Source organism: Rhodanobacter sp. G2-10 (assembly GCF_055809185.1).
Window position 1 is genome coordinate 3,703,704 of record NZ_CM147900.1, and the last position, 13,926, is coordinate 3,717,629.

The 13,926-nt window shown below is 67.6% G+C and carries 10 protein-coding genes; 6 read left to right on the top strand and 4 right to left on the bottom strand.

From position 1 onward, the window contains the following. The first annotated feature begins 132 nt into the window (after nt 1–132). A complete protein-coding gene (locus AC0L58_RS16490; RefSeq protein ID WP_473685346.1) occupies nt 133–1,104 on the top strand; it encodes a LysR family transcriptional regulator in 972 nt (323 codons plus the stop codon). A gap of 25 nt (nt 1,105–1,129) precedes the next feature. On the opposite strand, the gene AC0L58_RS16495 is transcribed toward AC0L58_RS16490, so the two are convergent. Continuing rightward, nucleotides 1,130–1,927, bottom strand: a complete 798-nt coding sequence (locus AC0L58_RS16495; protein WP_473685348.1) for an undecaprenyl-diphosphate phosphatase — start codon at nt 1,925–1,927, stop codon at nt 1,130–1,132. Between the two features lie 419 nt (nt 1,928–2,346). Here AC0L58_RS16495 and AC0L58_RS16500 point away from each other — a divergent pair, with 419 nt between their 5' ends. Both AC0L58_RS16500 and glnA read left to right on the top strand, forming a co-directional pair. Then, on the top strand, nt 2,347–3,105 hold the full coding sequence (locus AC0L58_RS16500) for a TorF family putative porin (RefSeq protein WP_473685350.1): 759 nt from the start codon (nt 2,347–2,349) through the stop codon (nt 3,103–3,105). A gap of 203 nt (nt 3,106–3,308) precedes the next feature. After that, nucleotides 3,309–4,718 carry a type I glutamate--ammonia ligase gene (gene glnA / locus AC0L58_RS16505; RefSeq protein ID WP_473685352.1) on the top strand — a complete coding sequence of 470 codons (1,410 nt, stop codon included), beginning with the start codon at nt 3,309–3,311 and terminating at the stop codon, nt 4,716–4,718. A gap of 57 nt (nt 4,719–4,775) precedes the next feature. On the opposite strand, the gene AC0L58_RS16510 is transcribed toward glnA, so the two are convergent. Further along, entirely contained in the window at nt 4,776–5,348 is a 573-nt protein-coding gene (locus tag AC0L58_RS16510) for an NADPH-dependent FMN reductase (protein WP_447107014.1), read from the bottom strand. Between the two features lie 36 nt (nt 5,349–5,384). After that, nucleotides 5,385–5,996, bottom strand: coding sequence for an NAD(P)-dependent oxidoreductase (locus AC0L58_RS16515; RefSeq protein ID WP_473685354.1), 612 nt, complete (start codon nt 5,994–5,996; stop codon nt 5,385–5,387). Between the two features lie 122 nt (nt 5,997–6,118). Here AC0L58_RS16515 and ygiD point away from each other — a divergent pair, with 122 nt between their 5' ends. The 3 genes from ygiD to ntrC all read left to right on the top strand — a co-directional run bounded on the left by ygiD (nt 6,119) and on the right by ntrC (nt 9,526). Continuing rightward, nucleotides 6,119–6,913 (top strand): 4,5-DOPA-extradiol-dioxygenase, encoded by a 795-nt coding sequence (gene ygiD, locus AC0L58_RS16520; protein ID WP_473685356.1) that lies wholly within the window; start codon nt 6,119–6,121, stop codon nt 6,911–6,913. Nucleotides 6,914–7,051: 138 nt separating this feature from the next. Beyond that, nucleotides 7,052–8,062, top strand: a complete 1,011-nt coding sequence (locus tag AC0L58_RS16525) for a two-component system sensor histidine kinase NtrB (protein ID WP_473685358.1) — start codon at nt 7,052–7,054, stop codon at nt 8,060–8,062. A gap of 81 nt (nt 8,063–8,143) precedes the next feature. Next, complete coding sequence (ntrC, locus tag AC0L58_RS16530; protein ID WP_473685360.1) at nt 8,144–9,526, top strand: nitrogen regulation protein NR(I); 1,383 nt, start codon at nt 8,144–8,146, stop codon at nt 9,524–9,526. Nucleotides 9,527–9,925: 399 nt separating this feature from the next. Here ntrC and AC0L58_RS16535 read toward each other — a convergent pair whose 3' ends face one another. Next, a complete protein-coding gene (locus tag AC0L58_RS16535; RefSeq protein WP_473685362.1) occupies nt 9,926–13,804 on the bottom strand; it encodes a GH36-type glycosyl hydrolase domain-containing protein in 3,879 nt (1,292 codons plus the stop codon). Between the last annotated feature and the right edge of the window lie 122 nt (nt 13,805–13,926).

A 13,926-nucleotide genomic window follows, 5' to 3' on the forward strand; every position in this document is an offset into this window, starting at 1 on the left:
AAATCTTTGTTGGCCGGAAGACAGGTTCCGGCGAAGGGTCGAGAGAATAGGTGCACCGCGCGGTATAGAAAATCCGTTTCTTGCGCACTACACTCGTGACCCCCAGTCACGAATCACGAGGGAAACGAGGCAATGGACGACTTTTCAGCCATATCGACCTTCGTCCGCGTGGTCGAAGCAAAGAGCTTTGCGGCAGCGGCGGCCCAGTTGGGCATGAGTCCGTCGGGAGTCAGCCGCGCGGTGTCGCGACTGGAGGCGCAGCTGGGCGCCCGGCTGCTGTTCCGTTCCACCCGTTCACTGAGGTTGACCGACGATGGCGCTGCGTTCCATGCCCGTTGCAAGGAAATACTCGCCGACCTGACCGAGGCGACCGAGGCGCTGAACTTCGCCCACCGCAAACCGACGGGCAAGCTGCGTGTGGGTATTTCGCTGTCGGTGGGTCGCGCCGCGGTGATCCCCCGGCTGGCCGAGTTCGAGCAGCGCTACCCGGATATCCGGCTCGAGCTGTCCATGAGCGACACGCCGATGGATCTGAACGGTGAAGGGCTCGATTGCGCCATCCGCGTCGGTCAACTGGAGGATTCCAGCCTGATCGCGCGCAAGATCGGCTACCTGCGCAACGTGGTCTGTGCCTCGCCCGACTATCTCCGCCGTCATGGCGCGCCGCAGAGCATCGAGGACCTGAAGCAGCACCGCTGCATCAACTACGTGCACCCGAACGGACGTCCGCGACAGTGGCAGTTCGATACACCCGGCGGTCAGCTCAGCCTCGACATCGACGCGCACATGCTGATCAACGACGGCGAATCAGTGCTGCAGGCGGTGGCTGCGGGTCTGGGCATCACCCAGGTGCCGCGCATGCTGGCCGCATGCATGCTGGACAAGGGCATGCTGGAGCTGGTGATGACCGACACCCGTTCGACCGGCAAGCCGGTGTGGATCGTCTACCCGCAGCGCAAGCATTTGTCCGCGCGCGTGCAGGCATTCATCGAGTGGGTGCGTGAGCTGTTCGAGCGCACCAACGAACCGGGCCAATGCGCTGCCGGAACGCCGAAGCCGGTGTCAAAGCCAGCGCGCGAGCAGCCAACGGCCGAGGCGGCATAAACGCCCAGCCGTGGCCATGACGGTCTCAGCCGCCCGCAGGTACCAGCACCAGCAAAGCCACGCCGAACACGATGCGGTAAATCGCGAACGGGGTGAAGGTGTGCGTGCGGATGTAGCCGAGCAACCACTTCACCGCGATGAAAGCCACGATCAGCGACACCACGAAGCCGACGATCAGCGCACTCCAGTCCTCATGCGCCGCACCGCCGTCTTTCAGTACCTTGAGCAACTCGTAGCCGGTGGCCGCGTACATGGTCGGAATGCCGACCAGGAACGCGAACTCGGTGGCGGCGGCACGGTTGCTGGTGCCGAACAGCATCGCGGTGAAGATCGTCGCCGCCGAACGTGAAGTTCCGGGGAAGATACCGGCCACCATCTGCGCGATGCCGACCAGGATCGCCACGCGCCAGGTCACCTCGCTGCGCTCGGGCTGGCGCGCGGCGAGCAGCTCGGCGCCGATCATCCAGAACCCGCCGATCACCAGCGCCCACGCAATCGGGGTCACCGTCTCGGGCAGTTTGAAGCCCATCTTCACCGCGATGAAACCGAGCACGGCGGTGATCCCGAACGCCACGATCAGTTTCAGCAGATAGTCCCGGTTGGCAGGGTCGCGCCATTGCGTCAGCAGCTGCCAGATCCGCTTCCAGTAAATCAGCGTCACCGCCAGGATCGCGCCGGCCTGGATGCCGATGTTGAACAGGTCCGAGCGCTGGCCCAGCCAGAACTTCTCCGCGATCAACAGGTGACCGGTGCTGGAAATCGGCAGGAATTCGGTGATGCCCTCGATGATGCCGAGCAGGATGACGTGGAGCAGATCGGTCACGGGATGGGTTCCGGATGGACAAGTGCGATGGGCCGGGGCGGGTGTCGCGGCGGGTGGCACAGTTTACGTGGGATTCGTCCCGGCCATCTGTCCGGCGCGGCGGCGGCCCCGCTGCGTGATGCCGCCCCGCCCAGGCGATACCCGGCGCCCTGACGCGGCGTGTGGCGGACGGGCAATCACCGACAGCCCCGTTGGTTGCACCGCGAAGGGGCCGGGACAGCCCCGGCGTGGGGCAAGTCGCGGCCGCCGCTCCGCTGCATGCTTGCTGCGACGCGCAAAAGCGAGCATGGCGTCATCGGCATGGTACTTGCTGAACACGAGTCAGGGCAGCGCATCCCGGCGCTACCCCGACGCCTGTTGCCATGCAGCAACCATGGCGTCGATGGATAGCGCGCCACCGGGCGAGGAGGAGCAGATCAATGAAGCGACGGTTCGTGAATGGGTGTCCCGCGGCGCTGCTGGTGGCCATGCTGGCGACACCGGCAGCGCTTGCCGCGGAAGCCACCAGCAGCACCAGCGGCAGCGTGGCGGTGGTCAGCGACTACCTGTTCCGCGGCCTTTCGCAAACCAATCGCAACCCGGCGGTGCAGCCGGGCTTCGAGTACGACCACGCCAGAGGATGGTACGTCGGCGCATGGGGCAGCAACATCAGCTGGCTCTCGGATGCCTCTACCACCACCGCGCCACTTTCAAGCAGTCTCGAGGCAGATGTCTACACGGGCTACCGCGGCAGCCTCGGCAGCGACTGGAGCTACGATATCGGACTCTACGAGTACTACTATCCCGGCCACTATCCAGCCGGCTTCACCCGGCCGTGCACGACCGAGGCTTATGCCTCGCTGGCGTACAGGACGCTGTCACTGAAGTATTCGCACACGCTCACCAACCTGTTCGGCTTCCCCGACAGCCGCCACAGCGACTACCTCGACCTGTCCTGGAACGTGGAGTTCAGTCCCGGCTGGACGCTGAACATGCACCTGGGTCACCAGGACGTGGCCAACACGCCCGGCTTGTCCTACGCCGACTGGAAACTGGGCGTGACCCGGGCCTTCAGCAGGGGCTATACGCTTGCGCTCGGCTACTCCGGCACCGATGCCAGGCGCGCGCCCTACACCAATGCGCAGGGTCATTTCGTCGGCCGGTCCACCATGGTGCTGAGCCTCGGCAAGGGGTTCTGAATCTGACCCGTGGCGCGCGGGTCAGCCGTCATGGCGTCGTGCTGCAACTTGGTGCAAATGGCACGCTCCGTTGCGCGTGTATGATGCATGTTCTTCGGCGGACGGGGTGCCGACCCGGCACAAATGCTTGTTCGCAACGGGTTTGTTGCCCCGGCATGGATTTTGCTCACATGTGTTCCGCCACCCATCATCGAGGTTGATTTATGTCCGCCCAGAAAGTGCTCGACCAGATCCAGGAACACGAGGTCGAATTCGTCGACTTCCGTTTCGCCGACATGCTCGGCGTGCATCACCACGTGACCTTCCCGGCGCATGCGATCGACGAGTCGACCTTCGAGGACGGCAAGATGTTCGACGGTTCCTCGATCACCGGCTGGAAGGGTATCAACGAGTCGGACATGATCCTGCTGCCCGACCCGGATACCGCCTACCTCGATCCGTTCAGCGCCCATGTGCAGATGATCCTGCATTGCGACGTGCTGGAGCCGTCCACCATGCAGGCCTACGGGCGCGATCCGCGCTCGATCGCCAAGCGCGGCGAGGCGTACCTGAAATCCACCGGCATCGCCGACACCGCGTTCTTCGGCCCGGAGCCGGAGTTCTTCATCTTCGACTCGGTGCGCTGGCAGAACGATCCGGGCCGGGTGTTCTACGAAATCGGCTCGGAAGAGGCGGCCTGGTCGTCGCGCTACAAGTACGACGGCAACAACACCGGCCACCGTCCGGGCGTGAAGGGCGGCTATTTTCCGGTCAGCCCGGTTGATTCGCTGGGCGACCTGCGCGCGGACATGTGCAAGGTGCTCGAGTCGCTGGGCCAGACCGTCGAAGTGCACCACCACGAGGTGGCCAACGCCGGCCAGTGCGAGATCGGCGTGAAGTTCAACACCCTGGTAAAAAAGGCCGACGAGCTGCTGACGATGAAGTACGTCATCAAGAACGTGGCGCACCAGAACGACAAGACCGTCACCTTCATGCCCAAGCCGCTGGTCGGCGACAACGGCAGCGGCATGCACGTGCACCAGTCGCTGGCCAAGAACGGCGAGAATCTGTTTGCCGGCGATCTGTACGGCGGCCTGAGCCAGACCGCGCTGTGGTACATCGGTGGCATCTTCAAGCACGCCCGCGCGATCAACGCCTTCGCCAACTCCACCACCAACAGCTACAAGCGGCTGGTGCCGGGCTTCGAGGCGCCGGTGATGCTGGCCTACTCCGCGCGCAATCGTTCGGCGAGTTGCCGCATTCCGTACGTGGCCAGCCCCAAGGGTCGCCGCGTCGAAGTGCGTTTCCCCGATCCGATGAACTCTGGCTACCTGGTGTTCACTGCGCTGATGATGGCCGGCCTGGACGGCATCCTCAACAAGATCGACCCGGGCGCACCGGCCGACAAGGACCTCTACGACCTGCCGCCGGAAGAAGAAAAGAACATTCCGCAGGTGTGCTCCAGCCTTGATGCCGCGCTGGAAGCGCTGGACAAGGACCGCGAGTTCCTCAAGGCCGGTGACGTGTTCACCGATGACTTCATCGATGCCTACATCGAGGTGAAGATGAAGGAAGTCACCAGGTACCGCGCCAGCACGCATCCGCTGGAGTTCCAGATGTACTACTCGCTCTGAGCGAGGCGTCCAGGCGGTAAGACAACGGGCGCCTCGGCGCCCGTCGTCGTGCCGGAGTCAGCTTTCCCGCGGCAGCACGGTGAGCACGCGTTCGATGAACACGTGCAGCTCCTTCATGTAGTTGGTCAGGAACTCGGCGGTGGACGGGTTGGTGACGTTGCCGTCCTCGTCGATCAGGCCCGGCTTGAACTGGAGGTACGCCTCCATCGTGTTCATCAGCGGCGAGTTGCAGAAGCACAGCACGCCGCGCAGTTGTTGCTGGGCGACCGCGGTGCCGATCGAGCCGGGCGAGGTGCCGATCACGGCGGACGGCTTGCGCGCGAACGAGTTCTTGCCCCACGGCCGGCTGGCCCAGTCGATCGCGTTCTTCAGCGCGCCGGGGATCGAGCGGTTGTATTCCGGCGTGACGAACAGCACCGCGTCGACCTCGGCGATCGCCTGCTTGAACGCGCGCGCCACCGCCGGGAAATCCGCGTCGTAGTCGTAGCTGTACAGCGGCAGGTCCCCGATCGGGATCTCCACCAGCTCCAGTTGCGGCGCTGCCAGTTTTGCCAGCGCGTGGGCCAGCTGGCGGTTGATCGAGCCCTTGGCGAGGCTGCCGACGATGTAGCCAACCTTGTACTTGCTCATGGGATGTCCTCGTGGCGCGTGCGGTGAGGGCGCGGCTCAGTAGCCCGCCGTGAACCGCTGCCGGAGATGTTTCGGCGTTTCCAGTTCGTCGACGAGGGCGATCGCGTAGTCTTCCATCGAGATCCAGCTCTTGCCGCCGGCGTCGGTGAGCAGCGCATCGCCGCCGACGCGGAAGCTGCCGGTGCGTTCGCCGGGAGCGAACTCGGCCGACGGCGACAGGAAGGTCCAGTCGAGGTCGTGCTCGCCGCGCAAGGTGTCGAGGAAGCGGCGACCGCCCTCGGCCTCGGGCCGGTAGGCCGCGGGAAAGCCGGGCGTGTCGAGCAGGACCTGCCCCGGCGCCACTTCCAGCGTGGCGGCACCGCCGACCACCAGCAGCCGCCTGACCCCGGCCTGTTTCACCGCGGCGAGCAGTGCGGCCGCTTCGATGGTGGCGAACTTCAGCGCGCTGATCACCGCGTCGTGGCCGGCCAGCAGCGGTGCCAGTTGCGCGGGCTGGTCGGCGTCAGCGTTCTTCAGGACCAGGCCCGGCTGGCCGGCCAGCTTGCAGGTGTCGCGGGCGATGCCGGTGACGCGGTGGCCGCGGCGCAGCAGTTCGGCCAGCAGGCGTGAGCCGACGCGGCCGGTGACGCCGATCAGGGCGATGTTCATGCTTGCCTCCCTGGGGTGGTATCGCGCTGATGGTCGATGGCGTCGCGTCGGCGATCGGGCCAGACTAACGCCGCGAATGTAAGCAGTACGTGGATACGAATCGTCACTGCAGGAGTCCCCCGATGACTGAGCGGAACACCTCGACGCGCCTGCCGACGATCTTCTTCGGCCACGGCAACCCGATGAATGCGCTGCAGGACAACGACTGGAGCCGCGGCTGGGCCGCGCTCGGCCGGCGCCTGCCGCGCCCGCGCGCGGTGCTGTCGGTGTCCGCGCACTGGTACGTGCCGGCGACCCTGCTCACCGCGATGGCCCGGCCGCGCACGATCCACGATTTCGGCGGCTTTCCGCGCGAGCTGTTCGAGGTGCAATACCAGGCGCCGGGCGACCTCGACCTGGTGCGCCGCGTGCGCGAACTGCTGCAGTCGCTGGACGTGGGCGAGGATCGCTCGTGGGGGCTGGACCATGGCACCTGGTCGGTGCTGCGCCACGTCTATCCCGACGCCGACGTGCCGGTGGTGCAACTGTCCATCGACGAGTCGCAGCCGCCGGCGTTCCACTACGGCCTGGGCCGCCTGCTGCGGCCGCTGCGCGACGAGGGCATCCTGCTGATCGGCAGCGGCGACGTGGTGCACAACCTGCACGCCTATGCCTGGGGCCGGCATCCGGCCGAGCCGTTCGACTGGGCGCTGCGCTTCGAGGCGAAGGCGCGCGAGCTGATGCTGCAGGGCGATCACCATGCGCTGGTGGACTACGAGGCGCTGGGTCGCGACGCGGAGCTGTCGATCCCCACGCCCGACCACTACCTGCCGCTCCTGTACGTGCTCGGCGCCAGCGACGAGGGCGACGCGGTGACGTTCCCGGTCGAGGGCATGGACGGCGGCTCGATCTCGATGCTGAGCGTGCAGTTCGGCTGAGCGTCGCACTGGGCGCGCACGGCCCGCCGCGCTCGACGGCAAGAAGCGGGCGGTGCCGCCGGGTTGCGGGGGGTCGTGCCTGCGGCGGGGCGGTCCCCGGCATTTGCACCAAACGGATACATTGCCCATGATGGTGCAATGAACGATCTCGCATGGCCGACATGGGCACAGCAGCTGGCAACCGGCATCGTGCTGGTCGACGCCCGGCTGCGCCTGTGCTGGCTCAATCCGGCGCTGATCGAAGGGCTGGAGCTGGGCGTGCGCCACCCGCTGGGGCAGCCGCTGGCGCTGCTGTTTGCCGACGGTGACGAGGCTGTGGCGCGGGCGGCGCGGGTGCTGGCCGCGCAGCGGCCGGCGCAGTGGCGTGCGGTGCCGCTGGCCGCGGCGAACGGTCGCGAGATCCGTGCGGACATCGCGCTGCAGCCGTTCGACGATGGCCTGCTGCTGGAGGTGCACGTGCTGGCCGAGCCGCTGTCGGCGAGCTCGCCGCTGTCGGCCACCCTGCGCGGTTTCGCGCACGAGGTGAAGAACCCGCTGGCCGGCCTGCGCGGCGCCGCGCAACTGCTGCAGCGACGGGTCGACAACGACGACCTGCAGGCGCTCGCCGGCATGATCATCGACGAGGCCGACCGGCTCGGCACGCTGGCCAATCGCCTGCTGTACCACGACGGCGCCGCGCGGCTCGGCCCGGTCAACATCCACCAATTGCTGGAGCGCCTCGCCGACCTGCTGCAGGCCGAGCCGGCGCCGCCGCAATGGCGCCACGACTACGACCCCAGCGTGCCGGACCTGCTCGGCGATGCCGATCGCCTGCACCAGCTGCTGCTCAACCTGGCGCGCAACGCGCTGGAAGCCGGCGCCCGCACGCTCACCCTGCGCACCCGCGTCGAACACGGCGTGCGCCTCGGTGAGCGGATGCTGCGCACGGCGCTGCGGCTGGAGCTGATCGACGACGGCGCCGGCATCCCGGCCGGCCTGCGCGACACCTTGTTCGAACCACTGGTCTCCGGTCGCGCCGACGGCACCGGCCTGGGCCTGGCGCTGTCGCGCGAGATCGCCCGCGAGCATGGCGGCGAGCTGCGCGCCGTCAGCCGTCCCGGCGAGACCGTGTTCACCCTGTACCTGCCGCTGGAGAAGTCGCATGGGTGATGCCCGACTGCGCGCTCTGACCCCTCGCAACCCACTCCCGACCGCCCCCGCGCAGGGGCCGGGACAACGCGGAACCGACGCATGACGACAAACGAGATCTGGATCGTCGACGACGACCGCGGCGTGCGTTTCGTGCTGGCCGAGGCACTGCGCGACGCCGGGCTGGCGGTGCGCGAGTTCGGCGATGCCGAAGCGGTGCACCAGGCACTGCGCGACGGGCGTCCTGCCTTGCTGCTCACCGACGTGCGCATGCCGGGCGAGGACGGGCTGAGCCTGCTGCGCGAGCTGCAGCGGCGCGCGATCGGGCCGGTGCTGGTGATGAGCGCCTACACCGACGTCGCCACCACCGCCGCGGCGTATCGTGCCGGCGCGGTGGATTACCTGGCCAAGCCATTCGACCTCGACCACGCGGTGGCCGTGGTGCAGCGTGTGCTGGCGGGCGCGGCGAGCGTGGCCGCGCCGGCGCCGGCCGAACCCGTGGCACGCCACGCCCTGCTCGGCGACAGCGCGCCGATGCGCGAGGTGTTCCGCCTGATCGGCCGCGTCGCCGCCAGCGACCTCAACGTGCTGGTCACCGGCGAGACCGGTACCGGCAAGGAACTGGTGGCGCGCGCGCTGCACGAGGAAAGCGCGCGCCGCGACAAGCCCTTCGTGGCGCTGAACACCGCGGCGATCCCCAGCGAGCTGCTGGAGAGCGAGCTGTTCGGCCACGAGGCCGGCGCGTTCACCGGCGCCACCCGTCGCGTCGCCGGCCGCTTCGAGCAGGCCGAGGGTGGCACGCTGTTCCTCGACGAGATCGGCGACATGCCGCTGCTGCTGCAGACGCGCCTGCTGCGCGTGCTGGCCGGCGGCGAGTTCTACCGCGTGGGCGGGCGCGAGCTGATCCGCGGCGACGTGCGCATCGTCGCCGCCACCCACCAGGACCTGGCCGCGCGGGTGGCCGCCGGTGCGTTCCGCGCCGACCTGATGCACCGCCTCGACGTGGTGCGCATCGAGCTGCCGCCGCTGCGCGCGCGGCGCGGCGACATCCCGGCGCTGGCCCGGCATTTCCTGGCCGCCACTGCGCAGGAACTGAAGCTGCCGCCGAAACGCTTCTCCAAGGCCGCGCTGAAACAGGTCGCGCAGCGCGACTACCCCGGCAACGTGCGCGAGCTGGAAAACCTGTGCCGCCGGCTGGCGGTGATCGCGCCGGGCAGCGAGATCCTGCCCGCCGATCTCGGCGGCGGCGCGGACACCGCGCGCGGCGGCGAGTGGACCGACGCGCTGCGCGAGTGGGCCGCGCAGGCGCTGGCCGAGGGCGAGGCGGATATCCACGCGCGCGCCCGCGAGGCGCTCGACCGCACCCTGTTGCAGGCCGCGCTGCAGGCACACGACGGCCATCGGCAGAACGCCGCCCAGGCGCTGGGCGTGGGCCGCAATACGCTGACGCGCAAGCTGGGGGCCTCGCGCACGCGCAAGCGTTGAGTCACGCCTCACCAATCTCCGCGCGCCGGCTCTTGAATCCGCATCGCCACGGTGCGAAGGGCGGCGGGCGGAGCCCGCCCTACGGGTGGGTGGGAGCGTGCCGAAGGTGGTCGCTCACCAGGCTCACGGTACTCTGCCGATTCGCCACGCTCATCCGCGTGCGGTGTAGGGCGGGCTCTGCCCGCCGGCTCTTGAATCCGCATCGCGACGGGGCGAAGGGCGGCGGGCGGAGCCCGCCCTACAAGGTCGGTGCGAATGTGCCGAAGTTTCTCACGCGTCAGGTTCACGGTGTCCTGCGGATTCCCCATGCGCACCCATGCGTGCGGCGTAGGGCGGGCTCTGCCCGCCGGCTCTTGAATCTGCGTCGCGATTGGCGAAGGGCGGCGGGCGGAGCCCGCCCTACGAGTTCGGTGCGGACGGGCCGAGGATGACACGTAGCTGGTGCGTCTGGCCGTCGTCGACCAGGCTCACGGGGTCGCCGGCGATCAGCGTTTGGCCGTCCAGTTCAACGCTTGCGATACCGCCACAGACGCCGTCCGGATTCTCCACGATGATTTCGTAGCAGGTGGCGCGTTCGGCACCGTGGCGATAGGTGATCTGGAAGCCCGGCCAGGTTCCGGGCAGGCACGGCTCGATGCGCAGCTGATCGCCGTGCAGCTTGAATCCGAGCACCGCTTCCAGTCCGGCGCGATACAACCACGCGGCCGAGCCGGTGTACCAGGTCCAGCCGCCGCGGCCGATGTGCGGCGCCACCGAATAGACGTCCGCGCAAACGACATAAGGCTCGACCTTGTAGCGCGCCACTGCCTCCATGCTGTCGCTATGGTGGATCGGGTTGAGCAGGTCGAACAGCCCGCCAGCGCGGTCGCCGTCGCCCAGGCCGGCCCACGCGAAGATCGACCAGATCGCGCCATGCGTGTACTGCCCGCCGTTCTCGCGCACGCCGGGTGGGTAACCCTTGATGTAGCCGGGATCTTCCTTGCCATCCTGATCGAACGGCGGCGTGAACAGGCGCGCCAGTTTGTGCTCGTGGTCGACCAGCAACTGGTCGACCGAAGCCATCGCCTGCGCGGCATGCGCGTGGTTGTCACGACCACCGATCACGCTCCACGATTGCGCGATGGTGTCGATGCGGCACTGTTCGCTCCGCTTCGAACCCAGCGGTGCACCGTCGTCGTAGTAGCCGCGGCGATACCATGCGCCGTCCCAGGCCTGCTCCAGTGACGCGCGCAAGGCGGTCGCGTACTCGCGCCACTTCGCCACGCGCTGGTCTTCGCGCAGGTCTGCTTCGGCGGCCAGTGCGTCGATCGCGTTCAGCAGGAACCACCCCAGCCAGCTGCTTTCGCCGCGGCCTTGCGCGCCCACCAGGTTCATGCCGTCGTTCCAGTCGCCGGTGCCGATCAGCGGCAGCCCGTGCGCACCGCGGGTGAGGCTGGAATCGATCGCCAGTGCGCAGTGTTCGTACAGCGAGACCTTGTCCGCGGAGACCTCGGGTTCGAAAAATGCGTCGGTGGCGCCGTCGGGGATTGGCTGGCTCTTGAGGAAAGGCAGCATTTCATCGAGCACGGCGCGATCGCCGCTCACCTCGACATAGTGCATCGCGACGAAGGCCATCCAGATGCGATCGTCGCGGATCTTGGTGCGGATGCCCTGGCCGCGGGGCGGCAACCACCAGTGCTGCACGTCGCCTTCTGCGAACTGGCGCCCGGCGGCGCGCAGCAGGTGTTCGCGGGCGAGATCGGGTCGGCTCACGCACAGCGCCATCACATCCTGCAACTGGTCGCGATAGCCCCACGCGCCGCTGGCCTGGTAGTAGGCGGTGCGTGCCCACAGCCGGCACACGGTGACCTGGTACAAGAGCCAGTCGTTGAGCAGGATGTCCATCGCGCGATCAGGCGTGCGCACCTGCACCGTGTCGAGCAAGTCGTTCCACAGCGCCGCGACTTCGGCGAGCACGTCGTCGATGTCGGCGGCGCGATACGTCGTCAACAGTTCGCGTGCGGCATCCTCATCGTTGCCCTCACCGAGCAGGAAGATGAGGTCCAGCTGCGTGTGTGGCGGCAGTTCGATCTGCGTCTGCACGGCACCGCACGGATCCAGTCCCGCACCAAGCCGACCATCCAACGCGGCGTCTGTTTGCAGCGCAGCCGGCGCGGTGACGCTGCCGAACGCGCCGAGGAAGGCGACGCGGTCGCCAGTGAGGCATTGTTGCGCGCCGGCCAGATCGAGGAAGGCGACACGATCGCCGAAATCCGCGCGCCAGCGATTGCGGGCGAACAATGCGCCGGTTTCGTCATCGCGCGAGGTCACCACGAACGGAGCGGACGTGCTCCCGTTCGCCCCCAGCGCCCATTCCACGTAGCCGGTGACCGACAGCCGGCGCGTGTGCGCGGTTCGATTGCTTAGTCGCAACCGCGACAGCTTCACCGGATCGTTGGTGGGTACGCACTGCACCAACTCCAGGTCGATACCGTGAGCGTCGTTGCGAAAGCAGGTCCAGCCTTTGCCGTGGGTGGCGCTGTAGCGCGCGCCCGGCACCCGGATCGGCAGGGCGGTGGCACTCCACAGTGCGCCGTTGTCGGCGTCGCGCAGGTAGATCACCTCATGCGGCTTGTCGCTGACCGGGTCGTTCGGCCACGGCGTCAGCGGGTTTTGCTGGCTGTTGGTGGACCAGGTATAGCCGCCGCCTTCGGCCGTGGCGATAAAGCCGAACTGCGGGTTGGCGATCACGTTGGTCCATGGTGCCGGGGTAGGGTGCGCCGGGTCGAGTTCGATGCGATACGCGCGGCCTTCGTCGACGAAGCCGCCGTAGCCGTTGTCGAACTCCATTGCCGTCTCGTCGCGCGTCGCTGCCGGAGCCGGTGTGGTGGCGCGGATCGGTTCCGATGTCGAATGGTTCCTCGCTGCCGCCGCCTTTCGGGCGCGGGTATCGTCGTTGCTCAATACCAGGCGCGCGACAGTGAGCAGGCCATCGCGCAGATCATCGCCAATCTGGTCGCCGTCCAGACAGAATAGTTCGGCCTTGGGCGCGTCCTCGTTCGCTTCCAGTTGCTTTTTCTGAACATCCATCGTTTGATCGAGAGTCTTGCGCCGCCTGTCGCTGCCACCCCGATCGAGTACCACCACATCCACCGCCAGATGCAGCGCGCGCCACCAGCGCTGGGCCAGCAACAGCTCCTTCAGGCGCTCCAGATCGTCGCCGTGGTCCAGGCACACCAGCGCTATCGGTCGGTCGCCGGAGATGCCTGCACCCCACAAGGTTGGCGCGCCGCCATGTCCGTGCGTGCGCTCGCCGGCGGTGGCGCGCTGGCTCGCATCGTTGCCCAGCAGCGCTCCCATCCAGTGCGCGAAGCGTTCAGCCTGCTCCGAGGAAATATCGAGATGTTGCAGCGCGTCTTGCGCATGCCGGTTGGCGTGTTCGAACAGGTGCGCGGCGGCTGCGTCGTGTTGCAGGTATGCGTGCAGACTGCGCGCGCCCTCGCGCGAATCGGCCAGCGCCGTCCACAACTGAAGCTGGATGCTGGCGCCCGGTGCCAAGGTGAACTCGTGGCGCAGGCTGAACACCGGGTCGAGCACGCAGCCGGTCGTGTTCGACAGCGTACTGCCCGGTTGCAGCGCCGCCGCGCTGCGCAGCGTACGACCTCGACCAAGGAACCGCGCGCGGTCAGTTTCATGCGTGGTGCGAACGGAGCGCTGGTCTTCAACCCGCAGCGCCTGTGCCATCCACACCTGCGCCTGACTGTCGCTGCGGCGCCGCCGTGTCGCCAGCAGCATTTGGTACTGCTCATCCCATTCGGTCTGCACGAACATTTTGGAGAACGCGGGGTGCCCGTTGTCGTCACCAGCGTGACCGAGCACCAGTTCCACATAGGTGGTCAACGACAACGCGCGTTGATGATCGCCGTGATTGGTGAGAGTCAGCCGGCGCAACTCGATATTCGCTGCCGGCGCCACTGCAATATCCAGCTCGCTGTGGACACCGTGGTCACGGGTGCTGAATCTTGCGCGACCGGGCGTGAACTCGGCCGCGTCATCAGCTCGCGCCACTCCCATGGGTTGCACGGTGGGTGACCACACCGCGCTGTCCTCCTCGTCGCGCAGGAGCATGAAGCAACCCCACGGGTCGGCGACCGGATCTTCCCGCCAGCGTGTTGCCGCCAGACCGCGCCATCGACTGAAGCCCGAGCCGCTGCCACTGAGCATGACGGTGAATTGGCCGTTGGACAGCAACTGTCGCGGCGTGGCGCCGGTTTCGGATCGGAACGATCGGGATGACATGGCGGGAAGGGACTCCTGCGGGTGCCGCGCTCGGTCGCTGCGGCAGCGGGGTGGGCTGGGCTGACCAGCGTACGTCGGGGACGGGGCAATGCCGCGTGAAATCCGCTTCCTACACGCAGTCC

Excerpts from the sequence above, each read along its gene's own strand:
- AC0L58_RS16535 (WP_473685362.1), bottom strand. The coding sequence starts at position 13,804 with ATGTCATCCCGATCGTTCCGATCCGAAACCGGCGCCACGCCGCGACAG.
- AC0L58_RS16525 (WP_473685358.1), top strand. The coding sequence starts at position 7,052 with ATGAACGATCTCGCATGGCCGACATGGGCACAGCAGCTGGCAACCGGC.
- glnA (WP_473685352.1), top strand. The coding sequence starts at position 3,309 with ATGTCCGCCCAGAAAGTGCTCGACCAGATCCAGGAACACGAGGTCGAA.
- AC0L58_RS16490 (WP_473685346.1), top strand. The coding sequence starts at position 133 with ATGGACGACTTTTCAGCCATATCGACCTTCGTCCGCGTGGTCGAAGCA.
- AC0L58_RS16510 (WP_447107014.1), bottom strand. The coding sequence starts at position 5,348 with ATGAGCAAGTACAAGGTTGGCTACATCGTCGGCAGCCTCGCCAAGGGC.
- ygiD (WP_473685356.1), top strand. The coding sequence starts at position 6,119 with ATGACTGAGCGGAACACCTCGACGCGCCTGCCGACGATCTTCTTCGGC.
- AC0L58_RS16515 (WP_473685354.1), bottom strand. The coding sequence starts at position 5,996 with ATGAACATCGCCCTGATCGGCGTCACCGGCCGCGTCGGCTCACGCCTG.
- AC0L58_RS16500 (WP_473685350.1), top strand. The coding sequence starts at position 2,347 with ATGAAGCGACGGTTCGTGAATGGGTGTCCCGCGGCGCTGCTGGTGGCC.
- ntrC (WP_473685360.1), top strand. The coding sequence starts at position 8,144 with ATGACGACAAACGAGATCTGGATCGTCGACGACGACCGCGGCGTGCGT.